19 protein-coding genes are annotated in these 20,129 nt (G+C 42.3%); 9 read left to right on the top strand and 10 right to left on the bottom strand.

The features are described 5' to 3' along the window. The first annotated feature begins 98 nt into the window (after positions 1-98). From AC4MRV_RS04940 to galE, 4 genes are all read left to right on the top strand, one after another. Positions 99-2,063 (top strand): TonB-dependent receptor plug domain-containing protein, encoded by a 1,965-nt coding sequence (locus tag AC4MRV_RS04940; RefSeq protein WP_491186314.1) that lies wholly within the window; start codon positions 99-101, stop codon positions 2,061-2,063. After that, positions 2,053-2,544 carry a YfiR family protein gene (locus AC4MRV_RS04935; protein WP_491186313.1) on the top strand — a complete coding sequence of 164 codons (492 nt, stop codon included), beginning with the start codon at positions 2,053-2,055 and terminating at the stop codon, positions 2,542-2,544. Before AC4MRV_RS04940 ends, AC4MRV_RS04935 begins: the two co-directional genes overlap by 11 nt. Beyond that, positions 2,541-4,511 (top strand): sensor domain-containing diguanylate cyclase, encoded by a 1,971-nt coding sequence (locus AC4MRV_RS04930; protein WP_491186312.1) that lies wholly within the window; start codon positions 2,541-2,543, stop codon positions 4,509-4,511. The genes AC4MRV_RS04935 and AC4MRV_RS04930 overlap by 4 nt, the downstream gene beginning before the upstream one ends. An 81-nt stretch (positions 4,512-4,592) precedes the next feature. Then, positions 4,593-5,606, top strand: coding sequence for a UDP-glucose 4-epimerase GalE (gene galE / locus AC4MRV_RS04925; RefSeq protein WP_491186311.1), 1,014 nt, complete (start codon positions 4,593-4,595; stop codon positions 5,604-5,606). Between the two features lie 112 nt (positions 5,607-5,718). On the opposite strand, the gene AC4MRV_RS04920 is transcribed toward galE, so the two are convergent. The 6 genes from AC4MRV_RS04920 to napF form a co-directional block, all read right to left on the bottom strand. After that, positions 5,719-5,856 (bottom strand): TIGR02808 family protein, encoded by a 138-nt coding sequence (locus AC4MRV_RS04920; protein ID WP_491186310.1) that lies wholly within the window; start codon positions 5,854-5,856, stop codon positions 5,719-5,721. 11 nt (positions 5,857-5,867) lie between these two features. Then, positions 5,868-6,443, bottom strand: coding sequence for a NapC/NirT family cytochrome c (locus AC4MRV_RS04915; protein WP_491186309.1), 576 nt, complete (start codon positions 6,441-6,443; stop codon positions 5,868-5,870). Positions 6,444-6,471: 28 nt separating this feature from the next. Further along, entirely contained in the window at positions 6,472-6,927 is a 456-nt protein-coding gene (locus tag AC4MRV_RS04910; protein ID WP_491186308.1) for a nitrate reductase cytochrome c-type subunit, read from the bottom strand. 72 nt (positions 6,928-6,999) lie between these two features. After that, complete coding sequence (napA, locus tag AC4MRV_RS04905) at positions 7,000-9,489, bottom strand: periplasmic nitrate reductase subunit alpha (protein ID WP_491186307.1); 2,490 nt, start codon at positions 9,487-9,489, stop codon at positions 7,000-7,002. Beyond that, positions 9,486-9,800 (bottom strand): chaperone NapD, encoded by a 315-nt coding sequence (locus AC4MRV_RS04900; RefSeq protein ID WP_491186306.1) that lies wholly within the window; start codon positions 9,798-9,800, stop codon positions 9,486-9,488. The genes napA and AC4MRV_RS04900 overlap by 4 nt, the downstream gene beginning before the upstream one ends. 20 nt (positions 9,801-9,820) lie before the next feature. After that, positions 9,821-10,297, bottom strand: a complete 477-nt coding sequence (gene napF / locus AC4MRV_RS04895; protein WP_491186305.1) for a ferredoxin-type protein NapF — start codon at positions 10,295-10,297, stop codon at positions 9,821-9,823. A gap of 244 nt (positions 10,298-10,541) precedes the next feature. Here napF and narQ point away from each other — a divergent pair, with 244 nt between their 5' ends. Both narQ and AC4MRV_RS04885 read left to right on the top strand, forming a co-directional pair. Then, positions 10,542-12,275 (top strand): nitrate/nitrite two-component system sensor histidine kinase NarQ, encoded by a 1,734-nt coding sequence (gene narQ, locus AC4MRV_RS04890; RefSeq protein ID WP_491186304.1) that lies wholly within the window; start codon positions 10,542-10,544, stop codon positions 12,273-12,275. Further along, positions 12,262-12,894 (top strand): response regulator, encoded by a 633-nt coding sequence (locus AC4MRV_RS04885; protein WP_491186303.1) that lies wholly within the window; start codon positions 12,262-12,264, stop codon positions 12,892-12,894. The genes narQ and AC4MRV_RS04885 overlap by 14 nt, the downstream gene beginning before the upstream one ends. A 60-nt stretch (positions 12,895-12,954) precedes the next feature. Here the strand turns inward: AC4MRV_RS04885 and dcuC are convergent, their stop codons facing one another. The 4 genes from dcuC to AC4MRV_RS04865 all read right to left on the bottom strand — a co-directional run bounded on the left by dcuC (position 12,955) and on the right by AC4MRV_RS04865 (position 17,025). Continuing rightward, positions 12,955-14,322, bottom strand: coding sequence for an anaerobic C4-dicarboxylate transporter DcuC (gene dcuC, locus AC4MRV_RS04880; protein ID WP_491186302.1), 1,368 nt, complete (start codon positions 14,320-14,322; stop codon positions 12,955-12,957). Between the two features lie 227 nt (positions 14,323-14,549). After that, the gene (locus AC4MRV_RS04875) at positions 14,550-15,344 is read right to left on the bottom strand and encodes an EAL domain-containing protein (protein WP_491186301.1); all 795 of its coding nucleotides are present in this window, start codon (positions 15,342-15,344) and stop codon (positions 14,550-14,552) included. A gap of 182 nt (positions 15,345-15,526) precedes the next feature. Further along, positions 15,527-16,315: a lipase family protein gene (locus AC4MRV_RS04870; RefSeq protein WP_491186300.1), complete on the bottom strand. Its 789-nt coding sequence runs from the start codon at positions 16,313-16,315 to the stop codon at positions 15,527-15,529. A gap of 71 nt (positions 16,316-16,386) precedes the next feature. Next, positions 16,387-17,025: a hypothetical protein gene (locus AC4MRV_RS04865; protein WP_491186299.1), complete on the bottom strand. Its 639-nt coding sequence runs from the start codon at positions 17,023-17,025 to the stop codon at positions 16,387-16,389. Positions 17,026-17,128: 103 nt separating this feature from the next. Between AC4MRV_RS04865 and AC4MRV_RS04860 the strand changes: the two genes are divergently transcribed. From AC4MRV_RS04860 to AC4MRV_RS04850, 3 genes are all read left to right on the top strand, one after another. Continuing rightward, positions 17,129-17,380, top strand: coding sequence for a DUF2164 domain-containing protein (locus AC4MRV_RS04860; protein ID WP_491186298.1), 252 nt, complete (start codon positions 17,129-17,131; stop codon positions 17,378-17,380). 160 nt (positions 17,381-17,540) lie between these two features. Continuing rightward, a complete protein-coding gene (locus AC4MRV_RS04855; RefSeq protein WP_491186297.1) occupies positions 17,541-18,077 on the top strand; it encodes a cytochrome b in 537 nt (178 codons plus the stop codon). Positions 18,078-18,130: 53 nt separating this feature from the next. Further along, complete coding sequence (locus AC4MRV_RS04850) at positions 18,131-19,738, top strand: recombinase family protein (RefSeq protein WP_491186296.1); 1,608 nt, start codon at positions 18,131-18,133, stop codon at positions 19,736-19,738. Positions 19,739-20,129: the final 391 nt, after the last annotated feature.

The following is a 20,129-nucleotide window of genomic DNA, read 5'->3' as shown; positions in this document are numbered from 1 at the left end:
GCTCAATACTTTTTTCTTCTCTTTTTTTAGCGGGCGTTACCGCATACGCGAATGACAATCTGGACGAGTTGATGTCGATGAGTCTGGAGGAACTCTCCATGTTAGATGTTGAGATGGAAACAGCATCTAAATTTTCGCAAAAACTCTCAGATATCCCTGCATCGGTTTATGTTCTTACAAACGAGCGCATATTGAGAAGTGGCGCCACGAGTATTCAGGAAGCGATTTCTCTCATTCCGGGAATGTATGTTTCTAAGTGGAACGAGAATACCTTTCATGTTTCTTCACGTGGTTTCCACGACGGACTGTATAACAAAATGCTCGTTATGGTTGATGGGAGAAGTGTATACAGTCCTGTGTATGGCGGGGTTTATTGGACCGCTTTAGATTACGTTCTTGCCGACATCGATCGAATTGAAGTTCTCCGAGGACCTAGCGGTGCCATATGGGGAGGAAATGCGGCGAATGGCGTTGTTAACATTATCACTAAATCGGCAGAGAGTACTCAAGGGACTTATTTAAGTGGAACCGCTGGCCGTTATAACGCCTATGACTACTCAATCCGACACGGGTTACAACTGAATGACGATATGTATGCGCGAGCATTCTATAAGTCTAAAAGCAATCCTGCCTATCTAAACAATTCATCCGAAATGTGGCAGACCACAACTGCTGGTATAGACATCAATAATCGCAGTAGTATTGGTACTTGGCAGCTGAGAATAGGTGGTACTAAGCTGCATAATAAAGCAGAGTTGTGGACGGTTGACTACGACCGTAATGATCCTTATTACCAGCCAGTTGCAATAACAATCGACAAAGAAGCAATTGAAACAAACAGCGCCTATGTGCAATTCAATCATCAGAAGCAACTCTCCGATGACAGCCAGTTACAAACTAGCATTTGGTTTGATCATGTAACAGACGAATCTCCGGATGCTCCAGGGGAGTACACGACTGTTGATCTTGAAGCTAACTATTCAAGTTCTTTGACTCATAGACACAATTTGATTGTTGGCGGAGGGATACGTTACGTCGGAATAGATTTCAAAGAGCGCTGGCAAGATACGGACTTGTTTAGCTTGCCCGGCTTTTCTAGGACGTACGATATTGATGGAGCAAATGACTACATCGCTAACGCGTTTATCCAATCTACCTACCAATTAAGTGACAAGTTATCGAGTGTAATTGGTATGAAAGGTGAGTATTTCGAGCAGAACGGTACGTTCGAGTTATCTCCACAGGCAAGATTGCTGCTCAATCTAAATGAAAAGCATAGTTTTTGGACGGGAGTGGGGCGAGCAGTAATGTCCCCATCTTACATGGATTCAAATTCAGTTTATCAGCAGACCTATATCGAATGGTATGGCGATACGCCTTACGGTTATACCTTTGTTACTTTGCCCAACGAAGACCTCAAAAACGAATCTGTCTGGACCGCTGAGTTAGGGTACCGTTTTATGGCTTCAGAAGAGTTCGAATTGGACACGACGGTATTCTATAGCAAATACGACAATATTCGTGGCAATGATTGTTTCAATTCGTTGGTGTATGAGGGATATGAACACCTTTGGTTCTGTTTTACGTCTGATGATTACAGCGCTGTTACTTCCGGGCTAGAATTAGCTGGTCACCTTAAAGTTTTTGAAAACTTAAGCTTATATGGGAGTTATAGCTATTTACGTGTCGACGCGGATTGGGAAAAAGGTACTTTTTCTAATGGCGGTAACGAGAGTTCTCTTTCGTTACCAAGTCAACATTTAGCGAGTGTTCAGGCGTTATGGAATATTACTGACAGCATAGAATGGGACTTTGTTCTAAGGTACAACCACACGACTTATACCGATGAGATGATGGCTGACTACGAGAATAACTATGGTCCAACGCTAGATGATGTTGAGCCTCACTTCACTCTTGATAGCCGAATTGGTTGGCAAAAAAACGACAGCTCACCTTTAATAGAAATTATTGCGCAAAAGATATTTGCTCACGAAGTCTACGACTCATGGAGTTTGTACCCTAATGAACAACTTGTTTATGTAAGGCTCTCACATGAGTTTTAAGCGCTGGATTTTTTTATGGTTTATTAGCGCTGCTGCGTTTTCGCCCGCAGTGGCGGCTAAGTATACGCCTGAACAAGTAAAAGCGGTTTATATTTATCGTATTGCGAGCTTTGTGTTTTGGAACGCCGATGAACAGATGAGTGACATTAAAATCTGTGCGCCTGATGACGAGCAAGTTAGAGAGATACTTACTGACATAACACGAGACAAAGAAATAAGAAACAAACCTCTCCATATTGTCGATAGTGAGTGCGACGTTCTGTATATCACTAAGAAAGAGAGCTTGAGTCTCCTCTCCTCGGAGCCAGCTAGCACAGTTTCTATCAGTGATATTAAAAGCTTTACTGAACTGGGTGGCGTAGTAGAGCTGACAACCTTGGGTGGGCGAATCAAACCAAAGGTTAATCTAAACAACGTAGGCCAGTATACGTTGTCCGCAAATTTCCTTAGAGTCGCGGATATTGTGGGAGGCAAAAAATGAAGCTTCTCAGTAATCTGTCTCTTAAGAGTAAACTCATTCTTCCTATCGTGATCTTCACAGGGATCATTTTCTTTACCTCTCAAGGTTATGCTTTTTTCAATGCTGTCGAAACGCAGCGCGACAACCTTATCGATAGAGTGAGCGTATTGGCTAAAGGTGTAGCTTACAACCTTCAAGCTGCGATCTTGTTTAATGACAACTACAGTGCCAATGAAGTACTCGATGCTTTCTCTGCAGATGAAGAAGTTGTCAGAGTTAAATTATATACAGCCAATGGGCAACTATTTGCGATGTACGAGCGCGATGGCACTGCAGCGCCAGTACCAACAGAACGAGAAAGAATAGAAATACGAGAGAATCAATTCGCGGTTGGTGATGAATACATATTTATTCTGGTTCCCGTTGATATGGAAGGAGAAACCATTGCTAAGTTGCGCGTGATAGTTTCTAAAGACTCCTTCCAGACACTTTACAACTCCGCGCTCAGTAATAGTTTCATATTCCTAGTTCTTTTGGTTAGTGCAGGCTTTGTTTTATATATGACTGTAGACAAGTTCATAGTCGGGCCGGTCTACAACTTAAACTTAGGAATGAACGCATTTATCAATCGTAAACAGCGTGACTTTAACGTGTTACCTGCAGCAAATGACGAAATTGGCGATCTAGTTAGAGCATTCAATACCATGCTTGACCGACTTAGCCAACGGGAGCAGCAAGTTGCATACACATTGGACAAGTTAGAAGAAGAAAAATCCTTCGCAAATGAAGTTGTAGAAACAGTAAAACATGCTCTGATTGTTGTCGATAATAAGGGGAAAATTGTTCACTTTAACGGCGCGACTTGCGATGTATTCCGTTGTACGAGTGCATTTTTAAAAGGCGCGAACTTAGAAGACCTGATTGAGAGCGACGAAGTAAACATTGTTCATGAGGTGATCAACCAAGGTTTAGAGTTCACAGATCGTAAATTGTGGATTAGAGACGTCTTCAAGCAAGACCAACTATTGCAAATAAGCTGTACCAAATTGAGCAAAGCAGGGCAGATTCTATTCGCGATTCAAGATATTACCGAAGTAGAAGCTGCACAAAGTAGACAACGCTTAGCGGCAGGTGTCTTTGAGAATAGCCAAGATGGACTGATGGTTACAGACCAAGACGATGTTATTACGATGGTCAACCCATCAGTGACACGCCTACTGGGTTACTCCCAAGAAGCGCTCTTGGGAAGAAAACCTGAAGATACATTTGAATGGCAACAGTTCTGTTCGCTTATGCCTACGATCAAAGAGTCCGTTATTCAATATGGTCAATGGCAAGGTGAGATCTGGGAGAAACACTTGTTTGGCCATAAAGTACCGATGTTTGTAAAAGTATCTCGTATTTTGAGTCGTGAGAACGAGTCTAAATGTGATTACGTATATATTCTTTCTGACTTGTCTAGCGTGAAAGAAATGGAGCGCTTAGAGTACTTGGCACACCACGATTCACTGACTGGCCTTGCTAATCGAGCTCACCTATATCGTGTATTAGACGACTCGCTGAAAGACGAAAGGCAGGCGAAAAGTGGCTTAGCATTGCTTTATTTGGATCTCGATGGTTTTAAACAAGTGAATGATACCTATGGTCATGACGCTGGTGATGAAGTACTCAAACAAGTGGCGGAGCGACTACTCTCACAAGTTAGAAGTAATGATTTGGTCGCTCGATTATCCGGTGATGAGTTTGTCGTGCTCTTAACGGCAACAGATCGGGATAGCATCCCCGTTTTGGCGGAACGCCTCATTGGCCTGATAAAGCAGGATATCGTTTACAGAGGGCGTGTTCTTAATGTTGGTGCAAGTATCGGTGTCCACTATGTTGATCAGCGAAATGTGCCAATGGATCAGTTGATCCGAGCAGCAGATAAAGCTATGTACAAGGCCAAAAGCTTAGGAAAAGGACAGTTTGTCTTAAGCGAAACTTTCTAAATCATACCGTCTCAAGATTGAACTATATTTTTTAGATAGAGTTAGTTAACATTCGCCTATATTATTCAAAAGGTTATATCTATGAACGTCTTGGTTACGGGCGGTATGGGTTACATCGGTAGTCATACGTCTATTCAATTGATTCACGCGGGAATGACGCCAGTCATTTTTGATAATCTGTACAACAGTAAATCATCTGTTCTTGAGCGCATCGAAAAAGTATCGGGTACTCGACCAAACTTTGTCGAAGGGGATATTCGCGATAGAGCTGCATTGGTTGATGTACTTAAACAATACGATATCAAAGCGGTGATTCACTTTGCAGGTTTAAAAGCGGTTGGAGAATCCGTTGAAAAGCCACTAGAGTACTACGACAACAACGTTAACGGTACGTTGGTACTGGTGGACGCAATGCGTGAAGTCGGCGTTAAAACGCTGGTCTTTTCATCATCAGCGACGGTATATGGTGATCCGGCGTCTGTTCCAATCACCGAAGACTTTCCAACTAGTGCGACTAACCCATATGGTCGCAGCAAACTGATGGTAGAAGAGTGTTTAACGGATTTCCAAAAAGCGAATCCAGATTGGAGTATTACGCTTCTTCGTTATTTCAACCCAGTTGGTTCACACCCAAGTGGTGAACTGGGTGAAGATCCACAAGGCATTCCGAACAACCTAATGCCGTTTGTTTCTCAAGTCGCGGTGGGAAGACGAGAGTTTTTATCAGTGTTTGGAAATGATTATCCTACTCCGGACGGTACTGGCGTTCGAGATTACATCCACGTTATGGACTTGTCTGACGGCCATATTGCTGCATTACAGAAAGTAGGCGCTAAGTCTGGCTTACACATTTACAATCTAGGCACTGGCAATGGCTCTAGTGTATTAGAAATGGTTAAAGCTTTTGAGCAAGCTTCAGGAAAGCAGGTGCCTTACAAAATTGTAGAGCGTAGACCGGGTGATATTGCAGAATGCTGGGCAGACCCTGCAAAGGCCACCAACGAACTCGGTTGGAAAGCGACTCGCTCATTAGAAGAAATGACTGTAGATACATGGCGCTGGCAATCTAATAACCCTCAGGGTTATCCAGAGTAGGAGCTTCACTCGTATTATAGGTCGAGTATAAAAAAGCCACCGCAATTGCGGTGGCTTTTTAACGCTTGATACAAAATAGGCAAAAATTGTTTCAGCGTAGAGGTTTCAATGATTAATCCACCTCTTTATCTTTACCCAGCGATAGTATCCATATAGAGATTGCAGCTACTACCGCAAAGCCAGATAAAATGATAAACGGCATGGCACCATAACCAAGGATGTGCCAGATAACGGATTCTAATGTACTCATTGTCTGTCTCCTTACCAGCCTTCTACGCCATGCATATCAGGCAGTTTGTGTGCAATGCCTTTATGACAGTCAACACACGTCTTCTCTCCTGATGCGAGCGCCGTTGAGTGTTGCTTAGCACTACGAGAGCCTTGCTCTGAAAAATCCATGTACTCAAACTCGTGACAGTTACGACACTCTAGAGAGTCATTTTTCTTCAAACGAGCCCACTCGCGTTCTGCTAAGTGCGCACGGCGCTCTTGGAATTTCTCAGGAGTATCAATCGTCTTAGCGATAAAATGTGCATACAGTTCTTTCGATGCCTGAACCTTACGCACGATTTTATCGGTCCATTCATGTGGTACGTGACAGTCTGAACAGATTGCGCGCACACCTGAGCGGTTAGAGTAGTGGATCGTTTCTTGGATTTCAGCAACGATAGGAGCGTGACAACCTGAACAGAATTCTTCTGTATTGGTTGCTTCCATTCCCGTGTTAAACGCGCCCCAAAAAAGAAGACCACCAGCAAACCCCATGAATAGCACTACGCCTACCGCAGCTTTACTTGGGCTTGCCAATCGTTTCCAAAACGCTTTCAATAATTTCATAGATAGCCTCTTATTTACTCACGTGTGCTTATTTAAGCGCATCAACACTCTTGTACTCATTCTCAACAAGCGGTTTTGCATTTGCTTGAGGAACATGACATTGAAGACAGAAGTAACGGCGTGGAGAAACGTCCGCTAACACAGCGTCCTCGCGGTTAACATAGTGAGTAACACTGATCTTAGTTGCGCCCATTTCTTTCGCGTTTTTCCAGCTATGACATGCTAGACATTTGTTCGCATTTAAAGAAACTTCGTATCCACGAATGTTGTGTGGAATTAAAGGTGGCTGATATACAAAGCTGCTATCTACAACTTGCTCTCTAGGGTACTTTTTAAAGTCATCTGCTGGACGAGTTGTTTCAAGCTCACTTGCGCCGCGAAGCGACTCCAAACCACCGATACCACCTGGATTTTCAATTTCAGCAACAGCTGCACCGCTCATTAACGCACCAACAGATAACAGTGCAAGTAGGAATTTTTTCATTATTCATTCTCCGCCTAATGGCTAAATTCTTGAGATTGACTACCACGAGAGTGGTAGTCAGAACGTATTAAATTAAGCAATCTTGGTGATCTTAACTGGACACTTCTTAAAGTCTGTCTGTTTTGACAGTGGGTCAGTAGCATCAAGGATCAACTTGTTGATCAAAATACGAGCATCAAAGAACGGTACGAATACCAAACCTTCAGGTGGACGGTTACGGCCGCGGGTTTCAACACGAACACGTACTTCACCACGTTTGTTTGCGATGAGGACTTCATCACCACGGCGAACACCGCGAGCTTTTGCGTCAGCAGGGTGCATGTAACACACTGCATCTGGAACTGCTTTGTAGAGTTCTGGTACGCGGCGAGTCATTGTGCCTGTGTGCCAGTGCTCAAGAACACGACCAGTACATAGCCACATGTCGAACTCTGAATCAGGAGACTCAGGTGGAGCTTCGTAAGGGGCAGAAATGATAAATGCTTTACCATCTGGCTTACCGTAGAAGTCCCAGCCACTACCTGGCTTAGCATATGGATCAGAGCCTTCTTTGTAGCGCCAAAGCGTTTCTTTACCATCGACAACTGGCCAACGAAGACCACGAACTTGATGGTATACATCGTAAGGTGCCAAGTCATGAGCTTTGCCACGACCGAATGTCGCGTACTCTTCAAATAGACCTTTTTGTACGTAGTAACCGAAGTGATGTGCATCGTCGTTGAGTTCACGCGCTTCTTCAATCGGGAATTTGTTTACTACGCCGTTAGCAAAGAGCATGTCGTACATTGTCTTACCGCGGTACTGAGGCGCCGCAGCAAGCTGTTCTTCAGTCCACACCTCTTCCATCTTGAAGCGTTTAGAGAACTCCATTACTTGCCATAAGTCTGACTTTGCTTCGCCAATAGTGTCGACCTGTTGGTACCAAGCCTGTGTACGACGCTCTGCGTTGCCGTAAGCACCTTCTTTTTCAATCCACATTGCTGTTGGTAGAACAAGGTCAGCCGCTTGCGCTGTTGCTGTTGGGTATGGGTCAGAACATACGATGAAGTTTTCAGGGTTACGATAGCCTGGCAGGCGCTCACCGTTAATGTTTGGACCAGCCTGCATGTTGTTATTACACATAACCCAGTAAGCATTCAGTTTGCCATCTTTAAGCATGCGATCTTGAAGTACAGCGTGGTAACCAGGCTTAGGAGGGATTACGCCGTCTGGGATGTTCCAGATTTTCTCTGCGACTTTACGGTGTTTAGGGTTTGCTACCACCATATCTGCTGGTAAACGGTGTGCAAACGTACCTACTTCACGCGCTGTACCACAAGCTGAAGGCTGGCCAGTTAGTGAGAATGGGCTGTTACCTGGAGTCGAGATTTTACCTGTAAGTAGGTGAAGGTTATAAATCAAGCTGTTAACCCAAACGCCACGAGTATGTTGGTTTGTACCCATTGTCCAAAGGGACATAACTTTAGTGTTTGGATCCGCATACTGTTTCGCAAGCTCAACTAGCTTCTCTTCAGAAACACCAGACATTTCCGCTGATTTCTTAAGCGTGTAAGGAGCAACAGATGCTTTGTACTCTTCGAAGCTAATAGAAGAAAGCTTGCCAGAGTTAGGATTAGCCGCCGCTTTTTGCAGTGGATCATCATCACGCAGGCCGTAACCGATATCAGTTGCGGTTTGCTTGAAGTTAGTGTGTTTGTTGACGAAATCCCAGTTAACGGCATTATTTTCGATAATGTAGTTTGCAATGAAGTTTGCGATGACTAAGTCAGTTTGAGGTTTAAAGATGTAGCCTTCGTCCGCCAATTCAAAAGAACGGTGGTAGTACGTAGAAAGTACATTCACTTTAACATGTGGATGACTTAGACGACGGTCAGTAACACGAGTCCACAATACTGGGTGCATTTCTGCCATGTTTGAACCCCAAAGCACAAACGAATCAGCAGCTTCAAAGTCATCATAACAACCCATAGGCTCATCGATACCAAAAGTACGCATGAAAGCACCAACTGCGGAAGCCATACAGTGACGAGCGTTTGGATCAATGTTGTTCGAACGGAAGCCAGCTTTCATCATTTTAGCCGCGGCGTAACCTTCCATAACCGTCCATTGGCCTGAACCGAACATGCCAACACCAGAGGGACCTTGTTTCTTCAGTGCTTCTTTCCACTTGTCTGCCATTGTGTCGAATGCAACGTCCCAAGAAACTGGAGTGAATTCACCGTCTTTGTCGTATTTGCCATCTTTCATACGAAGTAGGGGCTGAGTAAGACGGTCTTGGCCATACATGATTTTAGACAAGAAGTAGCCTTTGATACAGTTTAGACCTTTGTTTACTGGTGCTTCTGGGTCACCTTGAGTAGCAACAACCTTACCGTTTTGTGTGCCCACTAGGACAGAACAACCAGTACCGCAGAAACGACAAGGCGCTTTGTCCCACGTAATTTTAGTTTGGTCTGAGCTAGCAATCAGGTTAGTAGCAGACGCTGGTAGAGTGATACCTGCGACTGCTGCTGCTGATGCTGCTGCGTTTGCTTTCACAAACGCTCGTCTTGTCATCTTCATACTTCACCCTCGGTTTGGGAATGTTGAGTTCCAGTGTTGTTATTGTTTGTTTCGTCGTCATCAAGCCCAGTTTCGATTTGGTGATAAACCAAAGCTGTACTTAATACATTAGGTAGGTTGTTTATGGTTTCGATAGTGTCAGTAATGAAGCCTTGGTTCATTGTTTCAAGAACAACAACAATTTTGCCTTCAGGACTATCACCATAAATCTCAGCGTTGTCATACTGTTCAATTTGCGATTTAATCTCGCCAAGGTGCTCTGGAGCACAATGTACAACTAAGCTAGAAATGTGCACTTCGTTAAGTGACATAGATTGATTCCGTTTTTATTTTAATTGCTCACATTGATTGATGAGGTAGGGCAAACAGCAACACAGGCACCGCATCCATTACATTCATCAAGCTCTATAACTGGTTGTGCGACTTTGCCGATCTCTAGTTTGAAATTGATTGCCATGGTCTCGCACATATCTCCACAGCTTCGGCATTCGACATTTTGTTGGGCTAAACAACTTGTGTTTATTGCCGCTTTTGCATTCCAAGGTTGCTCGTGCTTATCTAAAAAAATTGGCTCAGGGCAAACGTCTGCGCATTGATAGCAAAACGTACATTCATCCAACTGAAAATCGACAGTGGGGAAGCCACCGTCGCCTTTTGAGATAATTTTCGTTTCACACACATCAGTGCATTTTCCACACCGAGTACATAAATCAGTAAAACGTGTGTTATCAGCAACCCAAGGAAGTCGAACTAATGAATCGTCTACCTTGTTGCGTGAAAAAAAACTGCGTTTTGCTAGGTCTACCACTCAATCACCCAACCTTGCTTAAATATGAACTAAGCATAGTTCAGAATTCTTATTAATAAACTGTCATTTATGTACATATAAATTGTAGGTTTTGACACATTTGTATAAATACCCCTTAGGGGTTAATCAGCAATGGTTTTTGTTTTAGATCAATAAATTCCGAAGGCTTTGATCACATATTGTGCTCGTCAGGTAGAATGCTTCGGAGATTTAACAATCCGTTTACTCCGGAAATGGTGAAATAGTGTTTAAAAGTGTGAAAAACTCGGTCACAAGAACAGTCGCTAAAGCAATGGGACTTATTCTTGCTTTGTCAGTTGCAACTACGAGTTTTGCTATCATTACTCTCGCATCGAGCCTCAATGACGCTGAGGCGGTTAACGTTGCCGGCTCCATGCGTATGCAGAGCTACCGTTTAGCTCATGATATTCAGATTCAATCGGTCAATTATGCCGCTCATATCGCCATGTTCGAGCGCTCAATCTACTCTCCATCTATGAAAGCGCTGCAAGGATGGACAGTTCCTGAAGATATTACTCATGACTATTACAGTCTTATCGTTCGATGGCATGAGTTGAAGCATGTACTGAAAAGCCAAGACAGGGAACGCTATCTGATTTTAGTCGCTGGTTTTGTTAATCAGATCGATGCGTTTGTTTTTAAACTGCAGAATTTTTCAGAACAAAAATTAATCAAGCTAGCGTGGGTTGGTGGACTAGGCCTTGGTGGAATACTCATCGTTAGCCTGTTTGTAGTACATTACATCAGGCGAGAAATTGTAAGACCACTCAATGCTTTAGTTAGTGCTAGTGAGCAAATTAAATCCCGCTCTTTTGATGTAGAGCTCAACGTTAGTAGTGAAAACGAAATGGGTATTTTGACCCATACATTCAATACCATGGCGGCCGATCTGGGCAAGCTCTATCGTGGTCTAGAAAAAGCAGTTAACGAAAAAACGCAAAAACTTCAGCACGCAAATGACTCATTAAAGGTTTTGTACAAATCTTCACAAGAGTTAACAGCGTCTAGAATTGGGCAAGATAACTTTGAGGCGATATTAGCCCATATAGTGAGTTTGGAAGGTATTGCAGCCGCTAAGTTAGAAATCACCGCACAAGGTGAGAGAACGATAGTTCTAACCGAAGGAGAAGCTTGTTCTGGTTGTGCAAGTGAATGTCAAAGTAAGCCGCTATCTCTTGATGGTGTAGAACTGGGCACGTTGTATTGGAAAGTCTCATTACCATGCCCAGACCAAGCATTAATTGATAACTTTGTTCAAATTCTCTCAAGGGCTGTTTACTACAACCAAGCTCAAAGGCAGGCAGAGCAATTACTACTGATGGAAGAGCGGGCGACGATTGCTCGTGAGCTCCATGACTCATTAGCTCAGTCATTATCGTATCTTAAAATACAGGTGTCGTTGTTAAAAAGAGGGATTTCTAAGCTGCCTGAATCTAAGCAGTTAGAGAAAACTACACCAATTCTTGCGGAGTTAGATACCGGACTATCATCGGCTTATACCCAGCTTAGAGAGCTACTAACCACATTTAGGTTGTCGATTAAGGAAGGCAGCTTTGGTCATGCTTTGACGGAAATGACAGAACAGCTAGCAGAGCAAACAGAAGCGGCAATCTTATTACGTAACGAATTGTCATCTATCGAACTGGATGCTAATCAACAGGTACACCTTTTGCAGCTGATTCGTGAAGCTACCATTAACGCAATTAAACACGCAAATGCACAACAAATTAGTATCCAATGTCATGAAACCGATACCAAGGTAGTAGTATCGATATGTGATGATGGTGTAGGCTTTGATGAGTCGCTGGAGAAACTAAACCATTACGGCATGAGTATCATGCGCGAGCGAGCCTCCCGCTTGAGTGGGACGCTTGCGGTAACAAGTAAAGCCAATCAAGGCTGTGAAGTATTGTTAGAATATCCGAAAACTAAGGAAACAAACATTGAGCGAATGTAGAGTATTGCTTGTGGATGACCATCCACTGATGAGACGAGGAATCCACCAGTTACTCAGCTTTGAAGACGAGTTTGAAGTCGTTGCCGAAGCAAGTAATGGCGCAGACGCAGTTGCGATGAACCATGAACATAAACCCGATCTTGTCCTACTTGATTTAAACATGAAGGGGATGTCGGGGTTAGATACGCTTAATGCGCTTCGTGCTGATGACTGTGATGCAGCAATCGTTATTCTTACCGTTTCTGATAGTCCTGCCGATATTGAAGCCATTGTGAAAGCTGGTGCGGACGGCTATCTATTAAAAGATACCGAACCGGATGAGTTAGTAGAACTGTTGAAATCTTCATTACGTGGTAACAAAGCGTACAGTCAAGAAGTCGCTAAATACTTAATTGAACGGGAAAATAGCTCTGATGTGTTCGACGAGTTGACTGATCGAGAAATGCAAATACTGAAAGAGGTGGCTAAAGGCGATCGTAACAAACAGATTGCCGATACGTTGTTCATATCTGAATCAACGGTAAAGGTTCATATGAAGAGTTTACTTAAGAAGCTAAAAGTACCTTCGCGTACAGCAGCGACAGTACTCTACTTAGAACGCTATGGCGAGATAAAATAACGGTCATATTCAGATAGCAGAAAGGGCGCATATTGCGCCCTTTATTTATCGATTAGTGGACTAGGCAGCCATCGGAACCAAAACCAATGTGCCAAAGATAACGGTAATTAGACCACAAAGCACGGGTACAGAAGTACGTTTTACCACTTCGAAAGGACTGATCTTGCCCATACCTGAAGTTGCAACAACGACACCTGAAACTGGTGATACGGTGCGACCAAGGTTAGAGGCTTGTAGCATTGGGATGATGAGGAATGCAGGGTTAAGTCCCATCTTCGCTGCTAATGATGGCGCGAGTTCCACAAAAGCGTAGAATGGCGCGTTGCCTGACCCTGTCGCAATGGCGGCTGCGACAGTCAAGCCTGTCAAAATCAGCATCAATGCAATACCACCAGCGCCAGCGGTTTCAGCTAAGTGCAATAGGTTATCAATAGCACCGATAGACATCAGGCCTTGAGCGAAAACACCAGCCGCGACTAACAGCATTACTACACCTTTAAACGCTTCAGCCATTCCTTGATAACAAGCTTCAAGGTCTTCCAGCGTCTCTTTACCTTTGAATCGCTTTGTAATGAAGTCAATCAGAGCACCAAGGAAAATTGAGAGAACGACGATTGTGTAGATATCGAGCTTCAAGCCTGGAATCGTGCGGCCGTTAAACAAGAACACTCCAACAATTGGTAAGAAAGGTAGAACTGCATAGTAGGCTGGAGCTTTTACTTCAATTTCAGATACATCAACGCGTTCCATCGGAGAGTTATCTTTCTTGTCGAGATACTTGTTCCAGAAAAAAGCGGCAGCGGCCATAACAATAATCGCACAAATTGAAACCGGTAATACAGTTTGTACTGCAAACACATCAAGGTCTAAGCCTGATTTTTCTGCAGCAATCACGACGTCTCCTGAAGTAGGAGAAAGAATGATTGCAGCGGGAGAGGCACAAACGGCGACGGCCGCTGGACGTGAGATCCCCATAGCGGTCATCATTGGGAAAAGCGTTGCCATAAGAAGTACACCCAAGCCTGTTGCTGAACTTACAGCCAAAGACATGAGGCAAGCAACGATGTACGCAGCGACAAGAAGGGCATAAGGCGACTTAATAACTGAAAGTGGCTTAGAAAACTGTTTTACGACAACGTTGTTTGCGCCTATATGAGTCATGTAAGAAGCGAAGCCACATAGCAACATGATCTGCATACCTAGGCCACCACCACGGTATTGAAGCATGTACTTCACATACTCAAGGGCATCTGTAACCATGTTACCTGTAGACGCTACCTTAGCGGGAAGAACCGTGTGGCCCAAAACACCCGTCAGTATCAGCAATGTTATACCAGCAGTTAAAAGAACCCCGGCAGGCTTGTACCCTTTTACGATGAAGTAGCCAACGACTATTGTTATCGCTAACCCTATAATAAGCTCCAGCATGAGAATCACCTTAAAATTATTGGACTTGTATAAAACTGTTTCAAACTATGAACAGGAATGTACAAAACTTCATCCAATAGCACGAGTGCTAACATTGAGTCTGATGATCTAGAGCAATAAATTAATTTGTTTTATAAAGATAGTGAGAAAATCTATTTATGATTTGTATTTTAGATGTTAATAATTGTGTTGAAATGATTTGTTTGATAACTAATGGCCAGTAAAAGTTACCCAGTTTTGTCAATAGAATTAGGCGGTAGGCTTTCGGGAATCGCAAGGAAAAATCCTTGGTAGAGATCGATGTTTAGAGATCGCATCATTTCTAGTTGTTCTTTTGTTTCGATCCCTTCGATGACGGTTAATGCGCCGATGCGTTTCGCTAGGGTAATTGCATTCATTAAAGGCTCGTGATCATTATTACAGTACTTAATGAGTAATGAACGGTCGAGTTTAAGTATGTGGGGATTAACTTGATGAACACGCTCTTGTGTTGAGGCGTTTACCCCATAATCATCGATAGCAATATTAAAGCCGTTCTCGTTCAGCTTCTCCATTGCTAGGTTGAGGTATTGTTGGTTTTGACAATCTAACTCAATGAGCTCCATCACGATCTGAGAGTTTTTCAAGTTCAGCTTCTTGATTCTTTTCGCCAGCAGCCCGTGTTCCAAATCCTCAATAGCAAGCTTTTCTCCTGCGATTGGAAGAACATTAAGAAACAGTTTCTTTGAATGGTATTTAGATTGTGCGAAATTGCGAATATGAATGACACGACTTAGGCGTTCAACATTAATTTTGTCTATTTCAGAATATTCATCAGAGCCGAAAAACAAGTCAGGTCGCAATGCGGAGCCAGCCGAGTCTTTGATCCTAACGAGAGCTTCCACACCAACAACGTTGTCGAAAGAATCATATATAGGCTGGTAAACGCTTGAAAGAACAAACTCTTTGTATCGAGCGATAAACTGTTGCTCGGGAGTATATTCTAAGCATCGCTGAAATTGACTTTTGCTTGTGAGAATCATTAAACAACAGACCTCGGTCTCTTTTCCGTATGAGATAGTGCAAACTAATTGACATAATATTGACTGCGACGTAAATGTGTCAATGCTTTATTGATTAAGTTGTTATAACTATAAAGTACATCTCATTGAAAACAGATATTGATAGACTTTTCTACACGATAACCCGCGCAAACAAGCTTTAGTTAACGTTCATCAAAAAAGTCTTTATTTCGTATGTATTTGGACATCAAATGGTAAGAGAAAGGTCGTAGCACCCAAGAAGTTATTGAGCGCCCCAAACGTACCACGGTTGATGTGTTTTCATAGATTTTACCATTGTACAGCCACAATAGCTTACCAATGTGGAGATATAGACCTGGGATTGGTGGAAGGAAGGTCACGATATCGAGATCACAGCAAATACGATACGTTTTATGCTTCAATTTGTAATTGCGGGTCATTGCATATCCGCCAAATGCCGGTTGACCAAAGGTAACGATACGTTTGACTGATTTAGTGTGTTTCTTCTCCAGAGCATCAGCCAAAATACAACTGATTGCGCCTCCGGATGAATGTCCAGTAAAGGTCACGCGTTTTCCGTTGGAAAGTAGCGGTTCAAGGATTGACATCAACTGCGTATAAACACTGGTGTTGATGAGATCGTTTGGATGCTTGGCGGTACATTGTTGTAGGATTTGGTGCCGAAAACCGGCATGCACCGAATAGTCTAATCCAAGCTGCTTTAGGTTTCGTTTCCATAAAGCGAGATTTAAAAGCCAATCAGGCAGATTATGTGATCCTTTAATCACCACGATAACCTCTTCATGATCATCGTGCCACAGAACGCGCATCATTGGTTGGCCGAAACGATTAAACACGACTCGCTGGCCTTTGGGAGAAAAACCATAACGGGTTTGTTTGAGTACTTTTGAATAGGCTAAGTTACATAGAACTGCATAACGCTCATATTGATATCGCTTAAGTTTTTTCACAAAGGCATCATTCCGTCCAACTATAGTTAAAGTATGGTTGGATAAAATGAATTGAATGTGACAATTAGCAACTAACTTAGCTGAATGACGGAAAACAGCTGAATGTATTTGCGCACCAGTTGCTGATCATTAGAGCGTTTTAAGGGATGGGTAAACTTGACGTAGTAGGGGCTTAAATCAAAATTGTTCTCTAGAGAAAGAGATAGCTGAGATTCGCTTTCGAACAAGCTTATCCCTTGGGTACGGTATTCGTCTATTTCATCAGGCAGTTGTCCTGTCCACCAGTGGAGTAATTCTCTACTCTGTTTGCTTCTAGTAATCCAATGATCTGTAAGTAAGAGCAAAAGATCATTTGGTTGCACCGCATAACCGTACTCTGCTTGCCATTGAGCAATCGTTTTAAATTGCTTATTTCTACAAGAACTTCCGGCACTCACGAGGTGCGAAGTTAATACCCAAACTGTGCCTAATTCTGAAGTAACGCGGTAGTGGTGAGGATACTCTGACGAAGTTGAGGTGGTATCAAGAGGCTGATAGTCGTAGCTATGACCAAACTCTTTTAAGGTTCGTGAAAGGCGACGAGCAAATGCTAAACCAAGATGATGCTCACTCATTCCACGGTTATGTATGGTTGGGTAGTGTTTTTCACATAGCTTCATACAATCAGCTTGGAATTCATTCACACTTTGTATCAACACATCCAGTAACAAGGTTAACCTCTCCGTAGTTCCCAGTTTAAGCGCTTACATTACCACGCGCTTGTTAAACTCAGTTACACTTAATACTCAAAAAAACGCATAGAGTTAAGGGTTTATGTCTAAGATTGAATTTACATCACATCAAAAACAGGCAATGGCAACGGCGCTACAGAACTATATGGAACAAGAGCTCGATGTTGAGATCGGTCAGTTTGATGCTGATTTTATGCTTGATTTTATCACCGCCAAGTTTGGTCCTGCATTTTACAACCAAGGTATCAAAGATGCTCAGGCAATAATGGAGCGAAAAATGATGGATATTTCTGATGAACTCTACGAAATTGAGCAGATAAGCGATTACCAATAGCTTATTAGTCTTGTATTAAAAAAGTTCCTTCAAAATTTTCGAACGACATCATCAAGGCGCGTACGTTTCCCCTATGTAAAGAATGGTAAATAATCTGTTATACACAAAGGGGCATTAGTACTCTTTGTGATAAAGAGATTCATTTAACTTGGAAAATGTAATGAAGCCGGAAGTAAAAAACTATAACGCCGTGGCCCGCTTAGTTCACTGGGTGTCAGCATTTGTTGTCATTGGTATGTTTGCTGTTGGCCTGTGGATGGTCGACTTATCTTATTACAGCGAATGGTATCGTACTGCACCGCATTGGCATAAATCGATTGGCCTTTTACTTGCTGGTTTGACACTTTTCCGTTTGGTTTGGAAGGTTGTGACGCCGTCACCAAAATTGGAAGGAAGTGCAATAGAAAAGGTGGGCGCTAAGCTGGTGCATTTGGCAATGTATGTGACCTTAGTTCTTTTGTTTGTTTCAGGTTATTTGATCTCTACAGAAGATGGTAGAGGTATCGATGTTTTCAATTGGTTTAATGTCCCAGGGGCTGGAGCACTATTTGAAAATCAAGCAGATACCGCTGGCCTAATCCATTTTTACGCTGCATGGGCTCTAATTTTAATGGCTGCCGCCCACGCCTTTGCCGCACTTAAACATCACTTTATAAATAAAGACAACACGCTAAGACGTATGCTAGGCATAAACTAAAAGCTCTGGTAGACTAAGCCCAATCTTTAGCAGTATCTACAAGGGTTTAGGCAATGGCAGCATATAGCTATATCCGTTTCAGTTCCAAAAAACAGGAGCTAGGGGATTCATACAGACGACAAACAGAGTTAGCGGTTAAATGGTGTAAGGATAACGGGCATCAATTATCAGATGTACGGTATGAAGATTTGGGGGTATCAGGTTGGACAGGTGCAAACCAGTTAGAAGACTCTGGATTATCTAAGTTTAAAATAGCCTGTGAGAGTGGAGCTATTGAGAAAGGCTCTATCCTTATTGTTGAATCCTTAGACCGTCTATCTAGAGCTAACATTGAGACAGCGATTACACAGCTAGTAGAGTTAGTTCAGTATGTCGATATTGTGACTATCGAGGATGGTACAATCTATCGTAAAGGGATGGATGCTAGTCATTTTATCATTGCCTCTATTCATATGGAACGTGCTCACAAAGAGTCACAGCTTAAATCAGAACGTGTTAAGGCTGCATGGCAAGCTAAGAGAGATAACCCAGAAAACGCAATTAAAACTAAAACCTGTCCTTTCTGGCTAAGTGTCTCTGATGATAAGAAATCATATATCCCTAACGAGAAAGTAATTATCCTTCAGCGTATATTTAATTTAAGGATAAAGGGTATTGGAGCTTATAAGATTTCAAAGCTACTCAATGATGAGGGTATTACCTCTCCTACTGGTAAAACTTGGAATGCTGTTACTATCTCTAACACCTTAAGAAATAGAGCTGTGCTAGGTGAGTACCGTCCTAATTACATCAATAATAAAATTAAAACTCCTACAGGATTAATAATTAGTAATCACTACCCATCTATAATAGACAAGGATTTATTTGATAGGGTTCAAGTTGTGATAGATAAGTCAGCTATTGCAATGAAAAATACTAAGGGTGGCTCTACTACTTCACATAAGAACATCTTAAAAGGTATTGGTAAATGTAATTGTTGTGGTTCAGAGTTAGTGATGATTAAGGGGGCAGGAATCCCCTATATACGCTGTAGAGAGTCTAGGAAGGGTTCAGGCTGTCCAAGTAAAAACATATCTCTTAAAGTGTTCTACCGCTTCTTACATGAGCATTTACTAGACCCCTCTCTATATGCTCACAGATGGAGTGTAAATAATGAACAGTTAGCGAAGATTGATTTAGAGTTAGATAAGATTGAAACAGAGAAAGAGAAAATTATAATCCAGTTAAAACAAGTCTCTGAATCTATGGGTATTGATATTGATACTCTAATTAATGGCTCTAAACCATTACACGAACTTAAAGAGAGAAAGTTAGAATTAGGTACACAAAGAGAAGGCTATAAAGGTGATACTACTCACCTACAAGATATGGAACTAATGAGAACCATACTAGCCAATGCAGAAAGAGAAGATAACGAGCCTGATGCAATAGAGGCTAGATTAAAGGTAAGGGATATTCTATCTAGTTTCAGTGGACTAACAATAGACTCTCAAAACTATACCTATACTTTAAAACTCACTGACAATGAGAAGGTAAGGACTTTTGTTACTCCTAGATACCCCCTTAAAGTAATAGCTAAAGTATCCCAACTATGGGAAATAACAGACGTAACAGAGCTAGAGAGAGAAAATAATTCAATAGTTTACGTAACTTCCAATTAATCCCCATATTACCTATATGCCTCTAAGAGTGATTCTAAGAGGTTTTTTCTTTATCTAATGTAATATATTATCTTAATGCCCTAAAGTCTATTAGAGAGCCATACAGGAGCTTCCGTGGCTATTATTAGAGCATTTACCCTATAGCCTTTCTATCTATCCTCTGGAATAAGCCTAGATTTAATAAAAACCACACATTTAGGGGCAGTATATGATAGATAGTAAAAAGTGTGGGATTTAGCCGCAGTATATGAAGGGGTAGGGGTTGAGATATATGCTTAAGAAATTTCCTTTTAGTTACCTTCTAACTACGAATTATTTAGCTCCTACTAATTACCTTTCCTTTTAATATAGCATAACGCTTAGTTTTAGAGGGGTTAAGGTTTTAACTCCT

This window comes from Vibrio sp. (assembly GCF_984391705.1).
This window is presented reverse-complemented; position numbering and strand designations above follow the sequence as displayed.

Bases quoted from the DNA above. Each gene is read 5' to 3' on its own strand.
- AC4MRV_RS04920 (WP_491186310.1), bottom strand. From the start codon at position 5,856: ATGAGTACATTAGAATCCGTTATCTGGCACATCCTTGGTTATGGTGCC.
- dcuC (WP_491186302.1), bottom strand. From the start codon at position 14,322: ATGCTGGAGCTTATTATAGGGTTAGCGATAACAATAGTCGTTGGCTAC.
- AC4MRV_RS04935 (WP_491186313.1), top strand. From the start codon at position 2,053: ATGAGTTTTAAGCGCTGGATTTTTTTATGGTTTATTAGCGCTGCTGCG.
- AC4MRV_RS04910 (WP_491186308.1), bottom strand. From the start codon at position 6,927: ATGAAAAAATTCCTACTTGCACTGTTATCTGTTGGTGCGTTAATGAGC.
- AC4MRV_RS04875 (WP_491186301.1), bottom strand. From the start codon at position 15,344: ATGATTCTCACAAGCAAAAGTCAATTTCAGCGATGCTTAGAATATACT.
- napA (WP_491186307.1), bottom strand. From the start codon at position 9,489: ATGAAGATGACAAGACGAGCGTTTGTGAAAGCAAACGCAGCAGCATCA.
- AC4MRV_RS04855 (WP_491186297.1), top strand. From the start codon at position 17,541: ATGAAGCCGGAAGTAAAAAACTATAACGCCGTGGCCCGCTTAGTTCAC.
- AC4MRV_RS04915 (WP_491186309.1), bottom strand. From the start codon at position 6,443: ATGAAATTATTGAAAGCGTTTTGGAAACGATTGGCAAGCCCAAGTAAA.
- AC4MRV_RS04900 (WP_491186306.1), bottom strand. From the start codon at position 9,800: ATGTCACTTAACGAAGTGCACATTTCTAGCTTAGTTGTACATTGTGCT.
- AC4MRV_RS04860 (WP_491186298.1), top strand. From the start codon at position 17,129: ATGTCTAAGATTGAATTTACATCACATCAAAAACAGGCAATGGCAACG.
- AC4MRV_RS04850 (WP_491186296.1), top strand. From the start codon at position 18,131: ATGGCAGCATATAGCTATATCCGTTTCAGTTCCAAAAAACAGGAGCTA.
- AC4MRV_RS04940 (WP_491186314.1), top strand. From the start codon at position 99: ATGTTAGATGTTGAGATGGAAACAGCATCTAAATTTTCGCAAAAACTC.
- AC4MRV_RS04930 (WP_491186312.1), top strand. From the start codon at position 2,541: ATGAAGCTTCTCAGTAATCTGTCTCTTAAGAGTAAACTCATTCTTCCT.
- galE (WP_491186311.1), top strand. From the start codon at position 4,593: ATGAACGTCTTGGTTACGGGCGGTATGGGTTACATCGGTAGTCATACG.